Here is a 23,988-nt window from a genome sequence, read left to right as displayed (position 1 = left end):
GAATTTGAATAACCATGCTCACTTATCCAAATATTAATCCAATTGCTTTTTCTTTAGGGCCATTAAAAGTTCATTGGTATGGTTTGATGTATTTAATCGGGTTTGTTGGTGCCTGGTTGTTGGGTTATTGGCGTATCAAACATTATAAATTGAACTGGAATAACGATCAGTTAAGTGATTTGATCTTTTATAGTGCACTTGGTGTTATTCTTGGGGGGCGGGTAGGTTACATGCTGTTTTATGACTTTCAGGAGTTTATACACCAGCCCTGGCTATTATTTAAAATATGGGAAGGCGGAATGTCTTTCCACGGCGGTTTGCTTGGAGTAGTGATTGCTGTATGGCTGTTTTGCCGTAAATACAAAAAAACTTTTTTGGAGGTTGGAGACTTTGTTGCGCCTTTAGTCCCTTTAGGATTAGCGGCAGGTCGCCTGGGGAATTTCATTAATGGGGAATTATGGGGGCGTGTCACTGATGTTCCATGGGGTATGAGATATCCTCATGTGGATGATCAGCCAAGACACCCTTCTCAATTGTATGAATTTGGTTTGGAAGGAGTCGCTTTATTTATTTTGATTTGGTGTTATGCGTCAAAGCCAAGACAACAAGGACGAGTGAGCGCTTTATTTTTAATGGGATATGCCATTTGCAGGTTAATTGCCGAAAGCTTTAGACAACCTGATTCGCAATTAGGTTTTGTGGCATTTGGCTGGCTGACAATGGGGCAGGTTTTATCCATCCCGATGTTATTAATTGGAATTTGGTTATGGTGGGCTAAGCGATGAAAACATATTTGCAATTGTTGGAACATATTTTACAACATGGGATAGAAAAATCGGATAGAACCGGAACTGGAACATTATCTGTATTCGGGTATCAAATGCGTTTTGATTTGGCCAAGGGATTCCCGCTCGTCACTACTAAAAAACTGCATACGAGAAGTATTGTCCATGAATTACTGTGGTTTTTGCGTGGTGATACCAATATCTCTTATCTTAAGGAAAACGGGGTAACCATTTGGGATGAATGGGCAGATAATAATGGTGATTTGGGGCCAGTGTATGGAAAGCAATGGAGAAGTTGGCCAACTGCGGATGGACGCACTATTGATCAATTAAGTGAAATAGTGCAACAAATCAAGAGTAATCCTGATTCTCGTCGCTTGATTGTAAGTGCCTGGAATGTGGGGGAATTGGATAAAATGGCTTTAATGCCTTGTCATGCCTTGTTTCAATTTTATGTTGCCAATAACAAGTTATCTTGCCAATTGTACCAACGCTCAGCCGATGTATTTTTAGGAGTTCCTTTCAATATTGCTTCTTATTCTTTGCTTACCCACATGGTTGCTCAGCAATGTAATTTGGATGTGGCTGAATTTATCTGGACCGGGGGAGATTGCCACTTGTATCTTAATCATTTGGAGCAAGCGCAAACTCAATTAACAAGAGAACCTTTGCCATTACCCTCCTTAGCAATCAAGAGAAAACCGGTTTCTTTATTTGATTATGCTTATGAGGATTTTGAATTTGTGAATTATCAATCACATCCTGCGATTAAAGCACCTATCGCCGTTTAATTATTATCAGCATTGGATTTTTATTGTCACTTATGGTTTAATATTGCCTCAAATGTTTATTGGAGGCCCAGTGCTGTGAAAAAAATTATGGTGTTTGTATTGCTGACTCTTGTTTGTAGCACAGGCTTTGCCAGTAAATTGAGTAAATTTCTGAATAAAATGGATGCTGAGCAAAAACAGAGAGATGCTCAGGAATGGCAACAGGATATGAATTTTGGAGATTATGCTTTTCGTTTGAAAGAGCGTTATGTTGATGATCGCGGCCAACGTTGCCGTGAGTACGAATTCAGAGGGCGATCCAATCCTTATCGACATGGTTATTTTACAGTGTGTGATGAGCGTTGATTGGGCTGAAGATATTCTCTGCGCCTATTAATTTATCGTCCGCTTCCTTACGGTCGCGGCTCAGATTATAACTAAAACCGAGCCGCGACCGTAAGGGAGCGATTGTCCGAATAGGCTCTACACTAAATTCCTAATAATATCGGGCAAAGGCACTGATTTGTTTTGGGTATAATCAACCCAGACTATTTTACTCACTCCTTGAGCCATAAGAACCTCTTCCTGATACAAATCATGATCCATAATCATGCTGGAATTGCCAAGACTATGTACCTTGCTGTGTATGGCTACAGTAGCAGGATAAACTATTGGTTTCAGAAAGGTACAAGCGACATGAATGACAACAGGACCTGTTTGGCCTGTCATTTTGATGTCAAGCTCCCTGAGCCAATCAATCCGTGCTTCCTGAAAATAGTCAAAATAACGAGCATTGTTAACATGTCCTAATGCGTCCATATCGCCCCAAGCGATATCAAAAGTTTTCTTATGTATCATTTTGTTTAGTTCATTCATGATAAGTCCATAGGATCAACATCCACATTCCAGCGGATGCCATTACTTAATTTGTTCATTGTTAACCACTCTCTTAATTGCGTCAATGAACTTTTTAGAACTTTTCTTGAAGGAGATTTAATTAATAGTTGCATTCTATGCTGGTTCGCTTTTCGCGGCAAAGGCGCTGGCGCAGGACCTAGCACTGTGAGAGTATGCTTCTGAATTTGATCTTTGGTCGCTTTTAAGAATTGAGCCACCTTGTTGACGGTTTTGCCCTGAGCTCTGATGACTGCCAAAAATTGAAAAGGAGGCATTTCAGCCTCTTGCCTTGAAATTAATAAAGCGTTAGCAAATTCATCGTACCCATGCTGAATGAGTAGATTAAGCAGCGGATGATCAGGTAAATAAGTTTGAATCAATACTTGCCCAGGATGTTCTGCTCTTCCTGCTCGTCCAGATACTTGAGTTAATAATTGTCCCAAATGTTCGATAGCTCGGAAGTCCTGGTTGTAAAAGCCGGCATCGGCATCTACAACAACCACCAGAGATAGGTGGGGAAAATGGTGTCCTTTGGCTAACATTTGAGTGCCTATAATCAGTTGAGCTTCCCCTTTATTAATTTTGTTCAGATGACTGTTTAGTGCGTTTTTTTTACGAACTTCATCTCGGTCAATACGTAAAATATTCGTATCTGGAAACTGATGGCTTAAAAATTCATAAATTCTCTGGGTTCCAGATCCTACTGGGATTAATTCGTTGCTTTGGCAGTTATTACAAAATACGGGTATTCTTTGGGTTAATCCACAATGATGACAAATCATTTGTCCTGCCTGTTTATGCAGTGTTAAATGACTATCGCATGCTTTGCAATCAACCATCCATCCACACTGATGGCAAAGTAATACTGGGGCAAAGCCGCGTCGGTTTATGAAAACAAGTACCTGGTTTTGTTGCAGCAAATGATTTTCTATGATTTTAAGTGTTGGGAGAGCTAATCCATGCTGTACCATTTGCGAGCGCAAATCAACCAGTTGATAATGTAATGGTGTAGTGGAGGCGGCTTTATGCGTTAAGCGTAATAAATTATATTTTTTTTGTTTGCAGTTATAAATGGTTTCCAGACTGGGAGTGGCTGTACCAAGAATGATAGGAATATTAGCAAGATGAGCGCGCATTAAAGCAGTGTCTCGCGCAGAATAGCGAACTCCTTCCATCTGTTTGAGCGAACTGTCATGCTCTTCATCGATGATAATTAAACCGAGATTGGGCAGAGGGGTAAAAACGGCCGAACGAGTTCCAATCACCATTTTAACTTTGTCTTCTTTTGCCAACTGCCAGGCAATTTGCCTTTCTGATTCATTCAAATTGGAATGTAATACGGTTATTGGCTGATTAAATCGGGCTGTAAAACGCGATAAAAGCTGTGGAGTTAACCCGATTTCTGGTACCAACACCAATACCTGTTTACCCTGATCCAATATTTTGGCAATGACATGCAAATAAACCTCTGTTTTACCACTTCCGGTAACACCTTGCAGTAAGAAGCATTGGTAATGATGGATATGTTCTAAAATGGAAGCAACGGCAATGGCTTGTTCAGGGTTGAGTGTTAATGGCGGACTGAGTTTTTCAGGAATTTTCGTTGGCAAGGTCACTTGCTGTGACAGGTTAATGGCTTGGCAAGCAAGTAATGCTGCAATTTGAGCTTCCTTGTAGCCATGTTGTTTTAGGGTTTGTTTGGAAATCCCTTTCTGCTGCCTGCTTAAAAAATCAATCAATTCATGTTGTTTTTTTGCTTTTTTCGAGATTAATGTTTTTGCCTTTTCAACAGAGAGATTCAATTGATAAAAATCTTCTGTAGGTAGTGAGCAAGGTAAACCCAGACGATATTTTTTTGGTATTACCAAAGGAATCACTTCAGACAATGGGGACTGATAATAATTTCCTACCCATAGACAAAGCTCTAAAAGATCTTCGGAAACCAGAGGTTTTTCATCGATTATTGAAGTGATTTGCTTTAATGAATGGCTCATTTGTTGACAGCAGACTTTCTTTATTACAATGCCCACTCGAGTTTGATTACGAAAAGGTACCCATACCCTTCCACCAATGCAGGGAGTTAAATCCAGGGCTTCGTAGTCAAAACAATCTCGATTGGTATGGGGGATGCAAACCTGATAAATATCGTTCATTTAACTTCTAAGCCATTCATGACTCGCTGACTGGCCGGGTGCAGAAAAAACTTTGACTACTACTTTTTCAATACGATGTTTATCCAATTCCTCTTTTTCTTTAATCAGTTCATTAACAAACCAGCGTGATAACTCTTCGACAGTAATATTAGTTAAGGGCAATAAGGTGACATCTTCTTTAAGAAACGGGATTTTTTTCTTATTGAAGATGAAATAATAATATTCTGCATCTTCCGAGTATTCTAAAAAAGGTGAAAATTGCGGCATAAGAAAGGTTTGATTTAAGTAGCGGCATAATTTATGAATCCGCTCTTTGTAATAACGGTAGTCAAAGGTCATACCATTTTCTTCTACCCAGGTAGTAAGAGCCAAATAAACAGAATACATATGACCATGCAAAGGTTCTCTTTCTGTTGCCGAAAAGATGGTGGTATGCCCGGCAGAAAACTTCATGGATTCTTTCTGTAACTCCACAGTAGTCAGGTATTTTTTCATCATTATAAATTCACTCGCTTATCATTTATCAGAAAACCATTTAAATCAATTTCCAGATCTTTGGTTAACGCAATGACTTTGAATAGCTCTCCCATTTCACTCGGTTGAGTTAATTGTTTAATTGCCTGTTTTGCTGCAAACAGTTCCTGTTCATCATCAAGAGTATGGATTAAGCTTAGCAAACCGTTCGCCAGCAAAAAAGAGGCTTGATTAGTATACCCCGCAATATGAAACCCTGCCTGCTGACCCGCCTCAGCGACATGAGTAAAATCAACATGTGCAGTGATATCCTGTTCTCCAGGGTTAAGTAAAGGATTGGGATGTGCATAATGTTGGTAATGACACATTAATGTGCCTTGATTACGATCAGGGTGATAGTATTCATGGCGAGGGAAGCCATAATCAATAATAAACAGAGCCCCCTTTTTCAGCATATGACTGCAATTCAACAACCAATCATCAAGAAACAAATTAGCCTCTGTAAGGTAAGGATAATCGAGTGTTGGTAAATGATTTTTGATATAGGCCAATAATCGTTGATTTTGTACCGGTTTGAAAATTTCTGCAAATTGATCGTGCTCATCCAGAGTGACATAGCTTTCCAGGATTTCTGTTTCAGATTGCATAAAACGATAAACTGGCATGGCATCCAGTACTTCATTGGCTATTATTACTCCATTAAAAGGAGCTTCTGGCCATTTGTCCAGCCAGTGAATCAAGCCGGCCAATTGCGGAATTTTTTGCTCAATCAATTCTTGTTGGCGATGGCGTAAGTTGGCACTTACTTCCAGAATAAAATACGATTCAGGTAAGCACTGTAATTGTTCCAAATGCGTTAATATATCAATACAGAGTTTCCCAGTTCCAGCGCCAAACTCGAATAGTACGGGGGACTCCAGCAAGGGAAGGATTTGCTGGCATTGGTTTGCTAACGTTTTGCCATACAAGGAGGTTAGTTCAGGAGCAGTAATAAAATCACCGTGTTTTCCTAATTTTTGCAATCCCGAAGTGTAATAGCCTTCATAGGGGGCATAGAGTGCTTGCTGCATAAATTCTATAAAAGGGATTTCTTTTTGCAACTTTAACTGGTTTATTAGAGTTTGTTTTAAATTCATAATCACTTAAACTATCGTTAGACTTCTTTTAAAACTCGCTGTGAACACGAAAGTGCGAGGAGAAACAAAGAAAAAACTGAAGTGTACACAATAATACATGAGGATTCGAGCATCCTGTCTGATTACTTTTTGCAGTGAGGTTTCGAAAAAAGCCTGTTACCAAATGAGGAACATACCTTGAATCAGAAAAACACGCAAGAAGCCAGGGTTGCTTTGGTGACTGGAGGCGCTAAACGTATTGGCGCGGCAATTGTTAAAAAATTGCATCTCTCTGGATATCAGGTAGCCATCCATTGTCGTTCTGCTTTGCATGAGGCAGATACTCTGGCCAAACATTTGAATCAAGTGCGCATGAATAGCGTGATTGTCTTGCAAAAAGAATTAACTGAACCTGATGCAGCAGAAGAGATCATAGTCAAAGTGAAACATTGGGCAGGTCGTTTGGATTTGTTAGTCAATAATGCTTCTGTTTTTAAACGAACGGATTGTCATTTTTTGAATGAGGCAGACTGGCAATATCTTTTTGCAGTGAATGTCCATGCTCCCTTTCTACTGAGTATGGCGGCTCGTCCTTTACTGGCTCGATGTAAAGGTTCCATTATTAACATAACTGATATTCATGCAGATAAACCACTTAAAGGATATTCGGTATATTGTCAAACTAAAGCCGCATTGGAGATGCAAACGAGATCGCTTGCTCGTGAATTGGCGCCAGAAATAAGGGTCAATGCAGTCGCGCCCGGCGCCATTGCCTGGCCTGAGAATGAAAATAGTTTAACTGCAGAAGAACAACAAAAAATTATCGAGAAAACACCACTAAAAAGACATGGCAGCCCCGATTTTATTGCGCAAGCCGTCCTTACTCTGGCTGAAAACTCATTTATCACAGGTCAAACATTGAAAGTAGATGGAGGTAGAAGTTTGACAAGCTAGAATTGTATAATAGATTTCATGGGAAACAATCAATTTACAGTACAGGGATTACTATTATGTCAAAATGGATTTTATTATCTGGCTCATTTTTTTTATTCTTATTCTCTTTAAATGTTAACTCCAATTCTTTTGATAAAGAGCAGTTAGTGCAAAGATGTCAGATTCTTCATGAGGAATTAAAGGAATTGGAATCCCGCCAGTACAAGGGGATATGTCGGCATAAACTGGCGTTAGCTGCAAATAAAATATTCTCTGCAAAAATTAGAATTGTTTATGAGAATTACAAGGGGGCTAAACAAGAGCTTTCAGTCTCAATGAATAATATGAAATTTGCAGAAGATATTTCTTGTGTTTTTAAGTCAGATATTACCAAGGCCAGAATGGAGGCGCGAGAAATTCAGCGTGACCTGAGCTAAATAGCGGAACGTAATGCTTACCCTAATAATATAGAACAGTCCCCATAGCAGACTGCAACTAATATGGTGAAAGCCTATGAGCTGCCTCGGCTAAAAAGTCCTTAATTTCCATTAATGAATCTAATTGATAGAACTGTTGCAGTTGTTGTTCATTCAGTTGCTTTTTGAAGTAATAGCGAACCAGGGATTTACTTTGCAGTACTGCTTTATGCTCGTTTTCAAGGCATGACAATCCTTCGAGGTGGAGCATAAACAGTTTTAATTTCTCATCAAAAATTACATCATTTGTTTCCAGATTCAATAAATCCCGATAAAGCCAAGGTTTGCCTGTGCCTGCTCGAGAAATCATAAAACCATCGCATGCGCTGATTTCCATGGCACTTCTTAAGCTGAATATATTGTTAATATCACCATTCACAACGACTGGTATATTGATAGCATTCTTGATATTTGCAATTTGATGCCAATTGCATGGAATATCATAATCTTCTGTCCATCGTCTGCCATGTACTATCAGGGCATTAGCTCCGGCGTCCTCTATTTGTTTGGCCAAGGTTAAATCCTTTTCATTGTTTTGAATGCGTATTTTAATAGTCAGCGGAATACTGATTGCTGCGCGTACCTTAGAGATAATGGCAATCAATTTTTGTGGATCTTCCAATAAAGCGCTACCAGCCCCTTTTTTACGAATTTTGCTTTTAGGACAGCCGCAATTAATGTCAATTATATCAGCACCCAGTGATTGTAGTTTAGCTGCTGCTTCTGCAAGTACATGTGGCTCATTTCCGGAGATTTGGTAAGCCAGGTGTTTTTCTGTGGGGGCTCTATAAATATACCGGGATTGAGAGGAGTGTTTATGAAGAATGTCGATGGCAGAACTCATTTCAGAAACGCAATAAGCAGGAGGTGTGTAAATATTAAACAATTCTCTGAAAGGGGCACAACTGTATCCTGCCAAAGGTCCTTGAATCAGTCGATGAGGGATTTTTAAAGAGCCGATTTGCAAGGGGCTGTTAATAAAAGTGTGCATCAATGAAATTAAAGGCTATAATCGCTTTTTATTTTAACATGATTTACCATGAAGAACCAGAAAAAAGGGAGAGGCTTCCACATGGACAGGAGGTATTTATCACCTTTGGAGCTACTTAATATTGCTACGCAACATGCCTATACCGCAGATTATATGTTGCAACAAATTTCCAATGGAATGTATCGAGGTGGAGAAACCATCGAAGTTTTGTCTCCAATCACTTCACTAATGTACCTTGCTTTTCAGCTAACCTTCAAAGCTTATTGTTTGCATGATCACAGACCAATAAAAGAATATAAAAATCTAATGGAATTGGTTGAGTTGAATAGTCATCTTGGTTTATCCAGCAATGATATTTTTCTTTTAAAAACTTTATCAAGACAGCAAGTGTTTAATAAAGGCGTAGATTATGACCTTTGGGAAAATCAGCAACAATTGCATGTATTTTGTGAGGAAATTATTTCATTGTATGAGAGAGTACAGTCGATGATGCCTCTGGAATTGCAAAGTGATTATCTGGAGTGAGCGATTGAATTAGCACCCTGTTAAGTCCCTGGGCTTGAGTTTACTTATGTTGTGTATGACCCAAGATGCTCTAATCAAACATCAAAATGATTTATTTTTATACAAAATAGACTCATTCTACTTGGCATCCCAATGGATTCAAGTTAGGATATTATTTTTTTAAAAGGGTAATTGTCATGGAGCAACTAGACGATAAAGTCGCAGATAATGTGCAACAAAAAGTACTACAGTTAAGTCGTCACCTTAATTCGCGTATTTTGGGTCAAAAGGATTTGATCTCTCGTCTGTTGATCGCTTTGCTTGCAGATGGTCACTTGTTAGTTGAAGGCGCCCCAGGTTTAGCAAAAACCAGAGCCGTTAAAGAATTGTCAGACGTAGTTGAAGGTGATTTTCATCGTATTCAATTCACACCCGATCTGTTACCGGGTGATTTAACTGGTACAGACGTCTACCATCCGCAAAATGGTTCCTTTGTCTTTCAGCCAGGTCCTATATTCCATCATCTTATCCTTGCAGATGAGATTAACCGCGCTCCTGCCAAAGTACAGTCAGCCCTGCTTGAGGCAATGGCAGAAAGGCAAGTCACTATTGGAGGAAAAACTTATCCTCTACCGGAATTATTTCTGGTCATGGCAACTCAAAATCCTATAGAACAAGAAGGAACTTATCCTTTACCTGAAGCCCAATTGGACCGATTTTTAATGTATGTGAAAATTAGCTACCCTGATGCAAAAGTAGAACATGATATTTTAACTTTGGCACGTAAAGAAGCACTGGGTAATTCAACAGAAAATGAAATCAAAGTGACGAAATTATCCCAAAAAACTTTATTTGAAGCTCGAAAACAAGTATTGAAGGTACATACCAGTGAAGCACTTGAAAATTATCTGGTACAGTTGGTAGTTGCTACTCGCAATCCTGGTGTATACAGTGATGAATTGGGACGCTGGTTACGCTTTGGAGCAAGCCCACGCGCTACTATCGCACTGGATCGTTGTTCCAAGGCTCATGCCTGGCTTGCAGGTAGAGATTATGTGACTCCCGATGACATACATGTTATCGCTCATGATGTATTGCGCCATAGGATTTTGCTAAGTTTTGAAGCAGAAGCAGAGGGCATAAGCAGTGATGACTTTATAGATTCTTTATTACGTTTAGTCGCCATCCCTTAGAGGTTTTTATGACTGACGGAGTTGTAGCTGAATTAAGCGAATTAATCGATTTAAGACGGTATGTTCATTCTGTTCATTATAAGCCGCAAGGAAGGGCGTTGCGTTCTGGAAACCATATTTCCAAATTTCGTGGACGGGGGATGGATTTCGCGGAAGTAAGGAATTATCAGGCTGGTGATGAAATTCGTCATATGGAATGGCGTGTTACTGCCCGTACAGGAAGACCTCATGTTAAAATTTATCAGGAAGAGCGGGAAAGGCCAGTGGTTCTACTTGTAGATTTTAATCCTTCCATGGTTTTCGGTACCAAGATAGCATTTAAGTCAGTGGTTGCTGCACGATTGGCCTCTCTTTTGGCATGGACCGTGATAAAACAAGGAGATCGTGTAGGAGGATTCTTTTTTTCAGCTACGGAACACAGTGAGTTTATTCCGCGAGGACGAGATTCAGGCGTACTCCCTTTATTGGCTTCTTTAAGTCGATATACCGCTCAAACAGATGCTCAGCGAGAAGAAAAACCGCGTATGTTAAGTGACGCCTTAATGAGGCTGCGTCGGGTCATTCGACCTGGAAGTATACTTGTTTTAATAAGCGATTTTTATTCTATGGATGCTGAGTGCGAGAAGCATTTAAATCGTTTACGAGGCCATAATGACATATTAGCCTATCATATTTGTGACGCAATTGAATTGACCCCACCAAAGCCACAACAATATGCCATTAGCGATGGTAAACAGGAAATCATATTAGATACTGGTCTGGAATCTGTTAATACAGCTTATCAGCTCTATTGCCAGCAGAGAATTGAACGCTTAAATGATCAATTTAAGCGGTTGCAAGTTCAGTATGTCCAGGTGACGGCTGATACTAATCTCAGTCAATTGGCGCGCTTGACCTTTCCCCGGAGGTCTCGTGGCTAAAGCGGAACCATTAGCTCAATTAAGAGACATTCATTTGCCTGAGCCTGTCAGTTGGTGGCCTCTTGCGCCAGGGTGGTATGGTTTAATGGTTCTTATCGTTGTTTTAATGACAGGAATTGCTTATTTCATTTATAAAAGACATGTTAATGCATTACCCAAGAAACAGGCTTTAGGTTTATTAAAAATCTACAAAGAACAGTATGAAAAAGATAAAAACACTCAACTGGCCAGTGCCCGTATTTCTGAATTGCTAAAGCGAGTTGCCTTGGTTTATTATCCAAGAGTAGAAGTTGCCAGTATGCATGGTGAAGCATGGCTTGAATTCTTAAATCAGACTGGCAAGGGGATTGATTTTACTCCGGTTAAATCGATGCTATTGGATTCACCCTATAAAACATCGGATACACTGAATTTAAATCCTTTATTTACTCGTGCGGAAAAATGGATTAAGCAAAGGGGGGGGGCATGTTCGAATTAGCTACCCCATGGGTCTTGTTACTCATCCCTGTTCCTTTGTTTTTCTGGTATTTGTTACCGCGGGCAAAAGTAAAATTACCTGCTGCATTGAAGGTTCCTTTTTTTGAGGCAATGGCAGGTATTGTTGAACAGGAGAGGCAGTTAATCTCGGCTAAAACGCTGCTATTAATTCCTGTTTTAGTCTGGATATTGCTGGTTATCGCCCTGTCCGGTCCGCGCTGGGTTGGTGAACCAAAACCTGTAACACGAGAAGGATATAATATCATGATGGTATTGGATCTTTCAGGCAGCATGGAAATTACGGATATGTTATTACATGGCCGACCAGTCAGTCGTTTGTTTGTCGTGAAAAGGGCTGCAGAACAATTTGTTGAAGACAGAGTTGGAGATAGAATTGGTTTGATTCTGTTTGGTACTCGAGCTTATTTGCAAACACCATTAACCTATGACAGACATAGTGTATTAATGAGGATAGACGATGCAACTGCTGGTCTTGCAGGTAAAACCACTTCGATTGGTGATGCAGTAGGTTTAGCCGTCAAAAGATTACAAGATGTTCCCTCCAAAGGAAGAGTGATTATTTTACTGACGGACGGAGCGAACAATTCGGGTGTATTAGCCCCCTTAAAAGCGGCGGAGTTAGCCAAGCAAGATGAAATCAAAATTTATACTATAGGGTTAGGTTCCGAGGCAGATCCAAGAGCATTAACAGGTGATTTTTTTGCGCCCACCCTTTCTGCCGAATTGGATGAAAAGACATTGGAAGAAATGGCAAAAATGACAGGTGGTCGTTACTTCAGGGCGACAGATCCTGAGTCTTTACAATCCATATACCAAACCATCAATCAGTTAGAAACCGTGAAGCAAGAGCAAGCCTCTGTTCGACCTCAAAAAGAATATTATCCCTGGTTCGTCGCTTTTGCCTTGTTGCTATGTTTTTATTGGCTGATTAGCAAGGCGGATTTGTTTGTGTACTTAAGGTCTTTTTTAAAAGCAGAGAGGGGCTTAAGTCATGATGGCTGAGTTTCATTTTTTAAGACCATGGTGCTTATTAATGATAGTGCCTTTGCTTGCGTTGGCAGTAATTTACTGGCGGCAAAAACCAAAATTACATGCTTGGGAGGCAGTATGTGATCCCAATCTTCTGGAGCATTTATTACTAAGTAAGGGCCAGAGTAAACGCGCCTTATCCTTATCATTTCTGTTTTTTAGTATTTTATTTATGATTTTGAGTGTTTCGGGCCCAACCTGGTATAAATTGCCACAATCTACTTATAAGCCAATTCAACCAAGGGTTTTGTTATTGGATATGTCAGATAAAATGATGCTTGGGGATTTATCGCCAAATCGCCTTAGTCGGGCCAAATTCAAATTACATGATTTATTTACCCGAAAGGATATAGGGCAGTTTGGTTTGATTGTGTTTACAGGTGAGCCTTTCGTTGTATCCCCTTTAACAGACGATGGTCAAACGATATCTTCCTTATTGTCTACGTTGACCCCTGATATCATGCCTGTTGGCGGGTATAATTTGGACAGTGCTTTGGAGGAGGCTAGCCAATTAATTAAGCAAGCAGGTTATGAGCATGGTGAAATTTTAGTTTTAACTGCCGAAACCCCTTCCTCAAGCGCTATTGAAAAAGCAAAAAAGCTGGCTGAATCAGGCATATTCTCTTCAATTATGCCAATTAGATCCGATAAAAATTTGAACCCCTTATTTCAACGCTTCGCAAACGCAGGAGATGGATACTTATTGGCATACTCCCCTGATTCAAGTGATTTGGAAAGGTGGTTGAGCTCCTCTCAAGGTAAAGAAAAATTTGCCCTTGAAAAAAATGACGACATTCCATTATGGCGTGATGAAGGCCGTTGGTTTTTAATTCCGGCATTGTTTTTATTATTACCCGTATTTCAGCGAGGTTGGATGCAAAGGGTGACCGTATGATGTGGCGGGTTTTAGCTATTGTGGCAGTTTCATTCATATCGAATCAACTTAATGCATTTAGTTGGTCTGATTTATGGTTTACTCCCGATCAACAAGCGCAACATTTGATGGAAAAGGGGCAATTTGCAAAAGCTAAAGATATTTTTGAGCGCAGTGACTGGGCTGCAAGTGCAGCATACAGAGCAGGAGATTATGAACAGGCAGCAAAATTATTTAATGAGTTAAAAACAGAACAAGGCTATTATAATCAGGGAAATGCTTTAGCGCACCTGGGGAAATATGAGGAAGCAATACGAGCATACGACAAAGCCTTGGCATTTAACCCAAACAATCAGGATGCTTTATATAATCGAAAATTAATCAGTGAATTGTTGAAGAAAGATAAAGAAAAGAAAAAAAGCCAAGATCAGCAGAACAAAGATCAACAGAACCAGGATCAGCAAAATCAGGACAAACAGAACAAAGATCAGCAGAACCAGGATCAGCAAAATCAGGACAAACAGAACAAAGATCAGCAGAACCAGGATCAGCAAAATCAGGACAAACAGAACAAAGATCAACAGAACCAGGATCAGCAAAATCAGGATAAGCAGAATAAAGATCAACAGAACCAGAATCAGCAAAATCAGGACAAGCAGAATAAAGATCAAAATAAGAAAAATGATAAGCAAGAGGGAGACATTCAGTCCGAATCGAATCAGGAGAAACAACTTGCTAAAGAGCAATGGTTGCGATTAATACCTGATGATCCGGGTGGATTAATGAGAGAAAAATTTTTACGTGATCATTTACGTAGAGAACGTGGGTGGTACCAATGAAGAAATTAATGCTATGGGTTTTATTGAGTTTATTTTCATTATTATCTTTTGCAGAAATCAAAGTCGAGCTTGAACCTTCTCAAGTCACGATGGGAGAAACCTTTAAATTATCCATTACCCAAGAAGATCAACAGGGTGGAGGAGTTCCTGACCTGACTGCATTGCAAAAGGATTTTGTGATTTTGGGTACAGAAAGGCATGTCAACTATTCCATTATTAATGGGCAGGCGCAATCACAAAGTCAATGGGTTGTACTTTTGAGAGCCTTAAAGCCAGGCATTTTTACTATTCCCCCAATAAAAGTAGGTCTTGAACAAAGTCTTCCCATCACTATCAATGTTCAGGCTAATGCCAAAACACAGCCTTTGCCTGATGATGCTATTCAAAAGCAGGACGTTTTTCTGACGGCTGAAGTGGATGAGAAAAAACCTTATGTTAATCAACAAATTATTTATACGGTCAAATTATACAATAGCAAACGATTGTTAGATGCTGATTATCAAGGTCCAAAAGTGGATGATGCCTTGTTGATTCCGTTAGGGGATGCGAAACGTTACCATGCTGTTCATAACAACATTAATTATGTTGTTGAGGAACAAACTTATGCCATATACCCACAAAAAAGTGGTTCTTTGAAAATCATATCACCGACTTTTAATGCTCTTGTGTATGATTATAACCCTCAACGCATCAAAGCCACAGATAAAACGATTAACTTAACTGTCAAACCAATCCCTGATAAGTTTCAAGGCAAACTATGGTTGCCAGCAAAACAAGTTAAGCTATCTGAGCAATACGAAAACAGCAATCAGACTCTTAGCCAAGGAAGCACTTTAACACGCACAGTGACATTGGAAGGAGTAGGCATTCCAGCTCAATTATTACCTTCTCTTGCCTTTGATGAAACCAATTTCTTTAGCGTTTATCCAGAGAAAGGAGCGGAACGCAATCAGGTGAGGCAGGGTGAGCTTATTGGCAGTATTGAAATCAAGGTCACTTATTTATTCAATAAAGCTGGTAAAACGACAATACCCGAATTGCGTCTTCCCTGGTTTAATACTGAAACAGGTAAAGAAGAAATAGCCGTTTTGCCTCCAAGAAGTTTAGATATCATCCCTTCAACTTCAGTCAAGACTAATACTGCGAACCCTCAAGTGACTGATAAAGAAATTTCAGCCAGTAGTCAATCAGTCCCAGATTCTGAGCCGGTTTCTCATGAATCAGGAGTTTGGGCTGTTGGACTGGCAATATTTTTTGGTTTGGCCTGGTTAATCACTTTAAGTTTATGGATATGGCAAAAGCTGCCGAGAAGGTCCTCCAGTAAAAAGGAGTATAAAAAAGCTTTGGATGCTTTAAATAAAGCTTGTAATCAATGCAATCCCCAAAAAGCTCGTGATGCTGTTTTAAAATGGGCTTCTTTGCAATGGCCTGATGCCCCAATGCTTAACTTAACTGATTTAGCCCAATTGGTAAGAGATGCCCATTTAAAGAGGCAATTGCATCTGCTTTCGCAAGTGTTGTATCGAAGTCAGGAAAAAACATTATGGCGTGGGGATGAATTATTACGGGCTGTGCATGCAGTGAAACGTAACCAATCTGTGAAAAAGCGAAAAAACAGTAATTTACCTCCTATTAATCCATTTTAGAAATTAAATCTATAAAAGCGATGGCTTGTGACGATTGTTCTTTTACTGTCAATACTGACAATTTATTTATATCTTTTTTTGTAATCACGAAGCTCCTGCCGGATTGTATGCCGTCATAATTTGGTTAAGCTCCATCAGATGACTATGATAACAACAGCTATAATGTTATAGATGATCTGGCAAAGAGAAATGCGCTGTTTTATAAAAAGCTATCTCGTTATCGCAGGAATTCGGTATGTTTGTCAATGAATACACTTATTATGATGTGCATGAGCTCGCTAAACTGATAAAAGATCAACAGGTTAGCGTTGAGGAAGTGTTGCGGTGTGCACAAGAGCGCTTGTGTGAAGTCAATCCTTCATTAAATGCCGTAGTTACAGATTGTTTTGAATATGCGCATCAATGTCTTGGGAAAATGAGAGGCAATGAACCCTATTATGGAGTCCCTCTGTTAGTCAAAGATCTGGGGCATGCGATAGAGGGTATTAGGCTAACTGAGGGTTCAAGGTTTTTTGCCAATAATCTGGCGGAAAGGAACAGTGATTTAATTGATAAATTGATTGCCCTGGGTTTTGTACCTTTTGCAAAAACAAATACCTCAGAATTAGGTCTTTCCTGTGTTACTGAATCTCGCTTATTTGGACCTTGCAGAAATCCTTTTGATGCTATGAGAACTGCAGGAGGGTCTTCTGGCGGATCGGCCGCTGCAATAACTGCAGGGATTGCTCCTGTGGCTACGGCAAGCGATGGTGGCGGGTCGATTCGTATTCCAGCGGCTTGTTGTGGCTTGTTTGGATTCAAACCAACATCAGGCCTGGTTCCCTCCGGGCCATGGGTTGATGAGTCATGGTCCGGGATGGCTACCAGCTTTATACTCACTCGCTCCATTAGAGATACTCTCGCGTTATTTAAAAATTTAATAAACCCAATGCGACTTAACAAATTATCGAGAAAGAAAAAAAAATTGCTCATTACTGAGTTGAAGGGTGCATTTGCCGAGGTACCAATTGCAAAGGAATGTCAGGAGGCGGTAGAGAAAATAAAAGAAATACTGAAAAATTCAGGCCACAGACTAAATGAAGCGCACTTGCCATTAGAGCTACAAGCTATAAGCTCATGCGCCCACACTTTAATTGCAGCAAATACGTATACAAAAGTAAAAATTCAAGAACAGATCAGTGGCAGAAAACCAATGATTAATGAACTGGAACCCATAACATGGGAATTTTATTACAGAGGGAAAGCAGTTTCCGCCTATGAATTAATTGTTGCCAAAAATAAGCTATACCAATTACTTAGGCCTTTGCATCAATTATTGGAAAATACAGACATTGTATTAACTCCGGCATTAGCTCAATTACCCCTATTAATAGGTCAATTGCGTACTGATGAGGAATTCAATAACTATCTACAAAAAAAGAAAGAGTTTTCACCATTTACTTCCTTGTTTAATCAAGGCGGATTACCAGCTATGACTTTACCGGTTATGTTCCACCATCATTTGCCTGTCTCTGTTCAAATGGGTTCGGCAAAAGGTAATGATTGGTTACTATTGGAATTGGCTCATGAATTACAGTTTGTGCTGCCAAAAAATCTAGTGCCTGCATCAATTCCTGGATGCTGATTTTTTGTTAGTTTTCATTTATCCATCCTTGTGTTAAGTTAACTGTAGTTTTTCATCAAAGTAAGAATAAGTGATTGTTTTTTATAGTTATAGTCGCTTGAATTTTAAAGAATCGATTGTCTATTTACCGCTGCTTGTCAGCGGTATCCACGCAGTGGGTGCTGGATGCTTCGGATAAGCCGAGGCATGTAGCTGCTTAATGCGTCGTTTAAAAATCAAGTCACTATATTTTTTCGATTTCAGGGCATTTTGCATAGACAGAAACTAGTTCCAATTTGAGTGGTTGTAGTTAACAAAGGTAAGTTGTAAATCGATTTCACCAAAGAGGATTTCAATGAAGACATTACCATCCAAAGTAATTTTTATAGGAGCAGGCCCTAGTGGCTTATTTGCAGCGCGTCGATTAAAGGAAATAGCAAAATTACAAAATAAGACAGTGGAATGTATATTCCTTGAACGTGAGCCTGTGGTAGGTGGTAAATGCCATACTTATTCTGATGCTGATTACCCTGAGTTAAAAACGGAGTGGGGAGCTGCATTGGTTGCCCCCAATTATGGTGTTGTTCTTGATGCATTATCTGAGCATGGCATTGAATTCGAAAAAGTCATGCCAACGGCTTCTGAAACGATAGAAATCAAGCAATTATTTGAAAAAGCCAGTTCTTTAGAAAAAATAAGTATGGAAATGAATTTGTTTGGAGAATTATGGACTTTTAATAGTGACTACGATGGTTATAAAAAGGCAAAGCAGAATAAAAAAGCACTTCCAAATAAATTGTTAGTCCCTTTTTCTGAATATTGCAAGCTAAACAACATGACGTATTTACCTGTTTTTTTAAAGCCATTTGTGCCTGGATTTGGTTATGGGGATTTAAATTTTTGCCCAGCTTATTGTGTCCTTGAGTACATGGGCAAACTAACCATGCCGGATATTCTTTTGGCTGAACAATTAATTGGCAGGCCTTCTCTGTTAGCAATACATGGTGGTTTTCAACTTTTAATGGAGAAAATCGCAGAACAATTTGATGTGCGTGTCAATGCTGCTGTTTCCCAGATTAAGAGAGAAAAAGATAAGGTTACGGTGACTTATGTGCATAACGGCATCGAGCAAACCGAAACTGCCGATACTTTGGTTTTAGCTACTTCGCCAAGAAATTGGGAGTCTCTGGGCTTGGATTTAACTGAAGTTGAAAAGAATTGTATAGTGAGCTTGGATTATTATCGCTATCCGGTTGCTGTTTACAAAATCAAGGGATTACCACCGCAACAATATTTTTTTACAAAAGCGCTTGAGGAAACAGGTTTTGGACATTTGGCACTTATCACAACCAGAGATAACCGGAGTAATCCCGATGACGGGCGCTTGTGCACGGTTTATGTCAATTTGCCGCCCAATAACAAGGAATTTAAATTTGATCATGAAGCGCTAAGAAAAGAATTGGAATCAATCCCGGGAGTAACTGATGTCACGGTTATAAAAGATAAAATCTGGGAAGATTACATGTCAACTCTTCCCTGGGATTTGCGCTTGCAACTGGATAAAGAACAGCAGCGTACCAATACTATGTATTTGGGCTCCTATGTTCTGGGAAGTTTTGAAGACGTAGCCTGTGTGGCCAATAAGGCAACCGATGCCATGACGGAAATGTATGCTCCGACTATGCGCTATGAAGAAGATTTCAGTTGGAAAAATGTGCATAGAGCCTGGCAGTTTTTTACTTCACCAACGAAATCCCCACTGGCATCGTTGGAGAAGCCTGCAATGTTGGATGATCACTGTAACAGGCCTTAGATAACAAGATAAAAGTGGTACATTTATCGAAGATATTGTACATAATGCTCGCTATTTGTAGAATAGTGTATTATAATTATAGTCACTTGTTCTATGAGCATTATTGGTTAAAATCTTGTTTTTCGACAAACTCCTTCCTCATACTTACCTTGGTCGTGAATTTCTCTCGATAATTACATTGTATTTTTTCTCTTATCGCTCGTTACAAGTGTTTGTTTAATTTTATTTGGAACTTTGAAATGTCTGTGAAAGAAACTGGCCACGTTAAGTGGTTTAATGATGATAAAGGTTATGGCTTCATTAGTCGTGATAATGGTCAAGACGATGTATTTGTACACTTCCGCTCTATCGTTAGCAGCGCCGGGCGCAAAACCTTGTTAGAGGGACAACGTGTGGAATTTCTTGTTACTAAGGGAGCTAAAGGTTTGCAAGCAGAAGAAGTAACTGCTATATAATCCCGTATTCACTGAATTACCTTCCTTTATTGTTTGTCTCAAAGCGACAAAAAGGAAGGTGGTTTTTTTATGCCAATAAATGGCATTATTTTATTGAATTTTTTTTCACTTTCTCTTAAGAATTTGTACTGAAACCTGCTTGGTATAAAAGCTGGCAGTAAGATAACGATATTCCACTTTATTTTCTTTTACCCATTCTTGAAACGCTTTAAATTCATCTTGGCGCCAATTGATATTACCAATGTACTCATCGAACACTATGATAGTCCCTGGAACAATCTGGGAGTTTAATTCGTTGAACACCAGTTTAGTCGAAGAATACAGATCACAATCGATATTTATAAAAGCTATGGGTTCCCTGTTATTTTTTTTAAAATCGGGCAAAGTTTCATTAAACCATCCAGCGATTAAAGTCACATTTTTTGCTACGGATGGGATTTTACCATAGGTAGAATAGGAGCCAGCCTTTTCGTGGTGCCAATCTTCGGGTAAACCTTGAAAACTGTCAAATCCGAAAATTTTGCGTTTGGGAAAGAGTTCAGCAATATGGGAAATCGAATAACCGAACCGCACTCCAAATTCCAGTATTAAGCCTTCAGAAAGAACCTGTGGTGCTAATAAATCAAATGTCTGATAAGTTGTCCCACTATGCAGCAAATGCTTGTCCGAATGTTGATGAAAATAATCAGCCGCATCGATGAGATCAAAGCGTTTGAAAGAGCGATACGTTTCTATCGGTGTCTTGTTTAAGCCATCGAGGATGTCAATTGCAATTCGCTGGCAGCAAAAATAATCATTAGCTGGTATTCGTTGAATTGCCCTGTCTAAAAGAGCTTTTACTGCTTTTTTATCATTTAAAGCCAGATATACCGCATGAAGTAAAATGGTGATGTGTCCATCCTTGTCTGTTTCTTCAAGTGGTTCAAGTAAGAATCGCGCTTCCTCAATTTTATTGAGATCAAGCAAAATAATTGCCCTTGCCCAACTTGTTTTGGGAATATTGAATTGGTGTACATAAGGGAATAAGGAGTATGCTTCTTGTACCCTTCCCTGTTGCCTGAGAGCATAAAGATAATAGGCGAGGCTTTCGCCATCCATTTCTTCCATTTTAAATGATTCAAAAAGCTTGCAGGCTGAAAAGGAATAATTAGCGTGGGCCAGGGTTTTTGCCGTCATTAATCCTATGTCTGTTTTGAATTCACTGAATAAATAAGCTTGCCAGTACATGGCAGCTGCTTGAATGGCTTTACCCATGCGCAGCAAAACGGTTCCCTTTTGATAATAAGCGCCAGAAAACTGAGAGTTTATGGCCAAAGCGTCCTCATAAAATTTTAAGGCAAGTGGCAGATCCCCTTTTTCTAAAGCTTTGTCTCCCTCGGATTTAAGCACTACAGGATCTTGTTGGGTCATTTATTTTCTCCGGTACCTACTTCTATATTAGCCTTTTTTATTGGGAATGGAGTTGTATTCAAAAAATCTTTATTAATCAATTTCATGAAAAAATAATTGCTGGCATTCATATCAGACTAGGGTATAATGAGCATACCAAAGACAAGCCAGGATGTCTTAATGATAAAACCAATCACCCTGCTTTTGCTTTTTTGTTCTTTCAGTGTTAATGCCTCAATTCTCGTCAATGGTACTTTCGAAGCAACAAAATCATGCCCTGCTTACCTTTCCAAAAATCGTAAGTCAAATCCTGATAATTTAATGGTTGAGCCCAACCAGAAATATCAATTAAAGGAAATAAATAAAACCAAACCGGATTGGTTGCGTATACAATTTTCAGACCATCAACCTAATCTGCGCTGGGTGAGTGTTGATTGCGGGGTTATTGAATACACTGAGCGTCCCAAAGCGAGCTGTGATCTTACGCCTGGGATGGCTGATTCTTATGTGTTGGCTTTAAGCTCACAGCCAGGTTTTTGTGAAACTTACGGGTATGAAATAGGTAAACCAGAGTGTTTGAAGTTAACAAAGACAGCCTATCAGGCCAATCATTTGATCCTGCACGGATTATGGCCTAATCAGGAAGCTTGCGGCCAAAATTATGGCTATTGTGGAATACGCCCTCGAACAAACCATTGCGATTACTCGCCGCTGGATTTATCATCTGATGTTGCTCAAAATTTAAAAAAACTGATGCCAAGCTACAATTATGGCAGTTGCCTGGAGCGCCATGAATGGAACAAGCATGGAAGTTGTCAGGATTTAAGCACAGACAGTTATTTTACTTTGGCCATGCGCCTAAATGCAGAAGTTAATGATACAGAGTTTGGCCAATATCTTACGGCTCATCGTGGTGAGACAGTAAAGCTGGCTACCTTACGTGAATTCATTAAAAGATCTTTTGGGGAAAACAATACAGGTAAAGTTACTTTAAGTTGCAAGAATGGTGTCTTGGTGGATATTTATGTTCAATTACCTGCTCTCCTACCCTTTAAAGAATCTATAGAGTCTTTGGTTGATAAAGCCAGCCATTCGCAGCACCATGATTATTGTAATAGCAATGTCACCATTTCTGATTTTAGTAATGAAAAATGGTTATAAGCGTTCACGTTGCGGATATGAGTTTTTTACAAAGTATCTATAGAAACACTATTGTCTTGTTTCCTTATAGGGGACTGCCTTGCACATTGTCAAAACTTCCTCTAATGTAGAGAGATTATTGATATAGGAATTAAGATTATGCTAAAGCGGTGCTACTTATTGATTTTACTTATCTTTGTATTGGCAAGCTGCGCCCACCATAAACCTCAAACACCTCCTGCGGAAGTTAAAAAATCAGGTAGCAGCACACGGCAGTTTCGCCAAGTGTCATCGTTCAATCAAATTGTGGTTCAGGGGCGACTGAATGTTAATTTGCATACCGGATATAATAAACCGGAAGTCATGTTACGCGGTGATCCCAGAGATTTAGTTCAAGTAAGAACAGTAGTAAAACAAAATACACTCTATGTATCATTGGGGCAAGGATACCCGGATTATGGGGCTGTGACTGTGGATATTAAAACCAAATTCCTCAACCGCTTCCGCTATGAGGGCGCTGGGGTTGTGACAGGGAATAATATACGCACCAGCTATTTGGATTTGTATTTGGCGAATGAAGGTACCACCAGGTTGGCAGGGAATATTGGCTTGCAAAAACTGGAGGCAGTCGGTAATGGTGTGACTCAAATCAATGGAGTATCCAGCAGGAATCTGCAAATCGTATTGAAAGGGGATCCCAAAGTGCTGATATCTGGTTTTGTCAATCTAAGACAGCTTGATATGTATGGGAAGGGTACATTAAGTTTGTATTGGATAAAAAGTGATACTTTAACCATTAGAGCAAAAAAGGCCGCCAAAATTCAATTGGCTGGAATTGTGAATCGGCTGGATGTTGAATTATGGGATTTTGCTCAATTTAAGGGGAAATATTTACGAGCTCAACGTAGTTTTGTGAAAACCCATGATAAATCCGTAGCAGAAATTTCTGCTGTGAATCATCAAAGCAGCCTTGCTACCGATGCCAGTGATATTTACTATTATAACTTATCAAAAACTCGGGCTGATTTCATGGCATTTAATGGTTCTGTGCTGGATATGCGCGAATGGAGTCAATCTGATCTAAAAGATTTTGATAGATACAATAAGCAGTTTCCCTAGCATTTATTCAGGATAAAAGAGCTAAATTCATTAGGGTAAACCCTTGGTGAATTTAGCTTGCTATAAATTACAGTTGAAACGGAATCCCTATGTTGACTTCAAATCCTTCCTCATCGGATGTGAATGGGTAATTAGGAGTATCTTCCATCATCCGACTAAGGAAAGAGGGAGAGACATCCTCGTAGGACTCTTCATCACTATAATTTCCAATGAGTAATAATGAGGCTAATCCTGTAACGAAAATAGCAATTTTTGATGCATTTAATTCATCATTTTTTAATGAGGCATTATAAAAAAGCATGTTTAATTCCTAAAGAACAAAATGAGTTGTTAAAATACAATGATTTTTTTTCTTATTCAATATCTAAATTG

25 protein-coding genes are annotated in these 23,988 nt (G+C 39.4%); 18 read left to right on the top strand and 7 right to left on the bottom strand.

Annotation, left to right across the window (positions count from 1 at the left end; genetic code table 11):
- The first annotated feature begins 14 nt into the window (after positions 1 to 14).
- From lgt to OQJ02_RS14315, 3 genes are all read left to right on the top strand, one after another.
- Positions 15 to 785, top strand: coding sequence for a prolipoprotein diacylglyceryl transferase (gene lgt, locus OQJ02_RS14325; protein WP_265719648.1), 771 nt, complete (start codon positions 15 to 17; stop codon positions 783 to 785).
- Positions 782 to 1,576 carry a thymidylate synthase gene (gene thyA, locus OQJ02_RS14320; RefSeq protein WP_265719647.1) on the top strand — a complete coding sequence of 265 codons (795 nt, stop codon included), beginning with the start codon at positions 782 to 784 and terminating at the stop codon, positions 1,574 to 1,576. The genes lgt and thyA overlap by 4 nt, the downstream gene beginning before the upstream one ends.
- Positions 1,577 to 1,651: 75 nt before the next feature.
- On the top strand, positions 1,652 to 1,921 hold the full coding sequence (locus OQJ02_RS14315; protein ID WP_265719646.1) for a hypothetical protein: 270 nt from the start codon (positions 1,652 to 1,654) through the stop codon (positions 1,919 to 1,921).
- A gap of 117 nt (positions 1,922 to 2,038) precedes the next feature.
- Here OQJ02_RS14315 and OQJ02_RS14310 read toward each other — a convergent pair whose 3' ends face one another.
- From OQJ02_RS14310 to OQJ02_RS14295, 4 genes are read right to left on the bottom strand one after another with little or no spacing between them, the layout of a single operon-like run.
- Positions 2,039 to 2,431, bottom strand: coding sequence for an acyl-CoA thioesterase (locus OQJ02_RS14310; protein ID WP_265719645.1), 393 nt, complete (start codon positions 2,429 to 2,431; stop codon positions 2,039 to 2,041).
- Positions 2,428 to 4,605 carry a primosomal protein N' gene (locus OQJ02_RS14305; RefSeq protein ID WP_265719644.1) on the bottom strand — a complete coding sequence of 726 codons (2,178 nt, stop codon included), beginning with the start codon at positions 4,603 to 4,605 and terminating at the stop codon, positions 2,428 to 2,430. The genes OQJ02_RS14310 and OQJ02_RS14305 overlap by 4 nt, the downstream gene beginning before the upstream one ends.
- The gene (locus OQJ02_RS14300; protein ID WP_265719846.1) at positions 4,606 to 5,100 is read right to left on the bottom strand and encodes a 6-pyruvoyl trahydropterin synthase family protein; all 495 of its coding nucleotides are present in this window, start codon (positions 5,098 to 5,100) and stop codon (positions 4,606 to 4,608) included. It lies immediately after the preceding gene.
- A gap of 2 nt (positions 5,101 to 5,102) precedes the next feature.
- Complete coding sequence (locus tag OQJ02_RS14295) at positions 5,103 to 6,215, bottom strand: class I SAM-dependent methyltransferase (protein ID WP_265719643.1); 1,113 nt, start codon at positions 6,213 to 6,215, stop codon at positions 5,103 to 5,105.
- Positions 6,216 to 6,392: 177 nt separating this feature from the next.
- Here OQJ02_RS14295 and OQJ02_RS14290 point away from each other — a divergent pair, with 177 nt between their 5' ends.
- Complete coding sequence (locus OQJ02_RS14290; RefSeq protein WP_265719642.1) at positions 6,393 to 7,148, top strand: pteridine reductase; 756 nt, start codon at positions 6,393 to 6,395, stop codon at positions 7,146 to 7,148.
- Between the two features lie 56 nt (positions 7,149 to 7,204).
- Complete coding sequence (locus OQJ02_RS14285; RefSeq protein ID WP_265719641.1) at positions 7,205 to 7,564, top strand: hypothetical protein; 360 nt, start codon at positions 7,205 to 7,207, stop codon at positions 7,562 to 7,564.
- Between the two features lie 58 nt (positions 7,565 to 7,622).
- On the opposite strand, the gene OQJ02_RS14280 is transcribed toward OQJ02_RS14285, so the two are convergent.
- Positions 7,623 to 8,594 carry a tRNA dihydrouridine synthase gene (locus tag OQJ02_RS14280; RefSeq protein ID WP_265719640.1) on the bottom strand — a complete coding sequence of 324 codons (972 nt, stop codon included), beginning with the start codon at positions 8,592 to 8,594 and terminating at the stop codon, positions 7,623 to 7,625.
- 81 nt (positions 8,595 to 8,675) lie between these two features.
- Between OQJ02_RS14280 and OQJ02_RS14275 the strand changes: the two genes are divergently transcribed.
- The 11 genes from OQJ02_RS14275 (at position 8,676) to OQJ02_RS14225 (ending at position 19,968) form a co-directional block, all read left to right on the top strand.
- Positions 8,676 to 9,119, top strand: a complete 444-nt coding sequence (locus tag OQJ02_RS14275; protein WP_265719639.1) for a hypothetical protein — start codon at positions 8,676 to 8,678, stop codon at positions 9,117 to 9,119.
- Between the two features lie 176 nt (positions 9,120 to 9,295).
- Positions 9,296 to 10,291 (top strand): AAA family ATPase, encoded by a 996-nt coding sequence (locus OQJ02_RS14270; RefSeq protein WP_265719638.1) that lies wholly within the window; start codon positions 9,296 to 9,298, stop codon positions 10,289 to 10,291.
- Between the two features lie 8 nt (positions 10,292 to 10,299).
- A complete protein-coding gene (locus tag OQJ02_RS14265) occupies positions 10,300 to 11,211 on the top strand; it encodes a DUF58 domain-containing protein (protein ID WP_265719637.1) in 912 nt (303 codons plus the stop codon).
- Positions 11,204 to 11,689, top strand: a complete 486-nt coding sequence (locus tag OQJ02_RS14260; protein ID WP_265719636.1) for a DUF4381 domain-containing protein — start codon at positions 11,204 to 11,206, stop codon at positions 11,687 to 11,689. The genes OQJ02_RS14265 and OQJ02_RS14260 overlap by 8 nt, the downstream gene beginning before the upstream one ends.
- Positions 11,677 to 12,711: a vWA domain-containing protein gene (locus OQJ02_RS14255; protein WP_265719635.1), complete on the top strand. Its 1,035-nt coding sequence runs from the start codon at positions 11,677 to 11,679 to the stop codon at positions 12,709 to 12,711. The genes OQJ02_RS14260 and OQJ02_RS14255 overlap by 13 nt, the downstream gene beginning before the upstream one ends.
- The gene (locus OQJ02_RS14250) at positions 12,701 to 13,633 is read left to right on the top strand and encodes a vWA domain-containing protein (RefSeq protein ID WP_265719634.1); all 933 of its coding nucleotides are present in this window, start codon (positions 12,701 to 12,703) and stop codon (positions 13,631 to 13,633) included. Before OQJ02_RS14255 ends, OQJ02_RS14250 begins: the two co-directional genes overlap by 11 nt.
- Entirely contained in the window at positions 13,630 to 14,451 is an 822-nt protein-coding gene (locus OQJ02_RS14245) for a tetratricopeptide repeat protein (protein WP_265719633.1), read from the top strand. Before OQJ02_RS14250 ends, OQJ02_RS14245 begins: the two co-directional genes overlap by 4 nt.
- Positions 14,448 to 16,097 (top strand): protein BatD, encoded by a 1,650-nt coding sequence (locus OQJ02_RS14240; RefSeq protein ID WP_265719632.1) that lies wholly within the window; start codon positions 14,448 to 14,450, stop codon positions 16,095 to 16,097. The genes OQJ02_RS14245 and OQJ02_RS14240 overlap by 4 nt, the downstream gene beginning before the upstream one ends.
- A 235-nt stretch (positions 16,098 to 16,332) precedes the next feature.
- The gene (locus OQJ02_RS14235) at positions 16,333 to 17,721 is read left to right on the top strand and encodes an amidase (protein ID WP_265719631.1); all 1,389 of its coding nucleotides are present in this window, start codon (positions 16,333 to 16,335) and stop codon (positions 17,719 to 17,721) included.
- 334 nt (positions 17,722 to 18,055) lie between these two features.
- Positions 18,056 to 19,513 (top strand): FAD-dependent oxidoreductase, encoded by a 1,458-nt coding sequence (locus tag OQJ02_RS14230; RefSeq protein ID WP_265719630.1) that lies wholly within the window; start codon positions 18,056 to 18,058, stop codon positions 19,511 to 19,513.
- Between the two features lie 239 nt (positions 19,514 to 19,752).
- Positions 19,753 to 19,968: a cold-shock protein gene (locus OQJ02_RS14225; protein WP_011216684.1), complete on the top strand. Its 216-nt coding sequence runs from the start codon at positions 19,753 to 19,755 to the stop codon at positions 19,966 to 19,968.
- Between the two features lie 105 nt (positions 19,969 to 20,073).
- Here the strand turns inward: OQJ02_RS14225 and OQJ02_RS14220 are convergent, their stop codons facing one another.
- Positions 20,074 to 21,378 carry a class I SAM-dependent methyltransferase gene (locus tag OQJ02_RS14220; protein WP_265719629.1) on the bottom strand — a complete coding sequence of 435 codons (1,305 nt, stop codon included), beginning with the start codon at positions 21,376 to 21,378 and terminating at the stop codon, positions 20,074 to 20,076.
- A 159-nt stretch (positions 21,379 to 21,537) separates the two neighbouring features.
- Between OQJ02_RS14220 and OQJ02_RS14215 the strand changes: the two genes are divergently transcribed.
- Positions 21,538 to 22,518 carry a ribonuclease T2 family protein gene (locus OQJ02_RS14215; RefSeq protein WP_265719628.1) on the top strand — a complete coding sequence of 327 codons (981 nt, stop codon included), beginning with the start codon at positions 21,538 to 21,540 and terminating at the stop codon, positions 22,516 to 22,518.
- A gap of 138 nt (positions 22,519 to 22,656) precedes the next feature.
- Positions 22,657 to 23,616 carry a GIN domain-containing protein gene (locus OQJ02_RS14210; RefSeq protein ID WP_265719627.1) on the top strand — a complete coding sequence of 320 codons (960 nt, stop codon included), beginning with the start codon at positions 22,657 to 22,659 and terminating at the stop codon, positions 23,614 to 23,616.
- Positions 23,617 to 23,683: 67 nt separating this feature from the next.
- Here OQJ02_RS14210 and OQJ02_RS14205 read toward each other — a convergent pair whose 3' ends face one another.
- Positions 23,684 to 23,917 carry a hypothetical protein gene (locus tag OQJ02_RS14205; protein WP_265719626.1) on the bottom strand — a complete coding sequence of 78 codons (234 nt, stop codon included), beginning with the start codon at positions 23,915 to 23,917 and terminating at the stop codon, positions 23,684 to 23,686.
- Positions 23,918 to 23,988 lie beyond the last annotated feature (71 nt).

The organism is Legionella sp. PATHC032 (genome assembly GCF_026191185.1).
Taxonomy (GTDB): domain Bacteria; phylum Pseudomonadota; class Gammaproteobacteria; order Legionellales; family Legionellaceae; genus Legionella.
The sequence above is the reverse complement of the archived record's forward strand: the minus strand, read 5'-3'. Positions and strand labels throughout refer to the sequence as shown.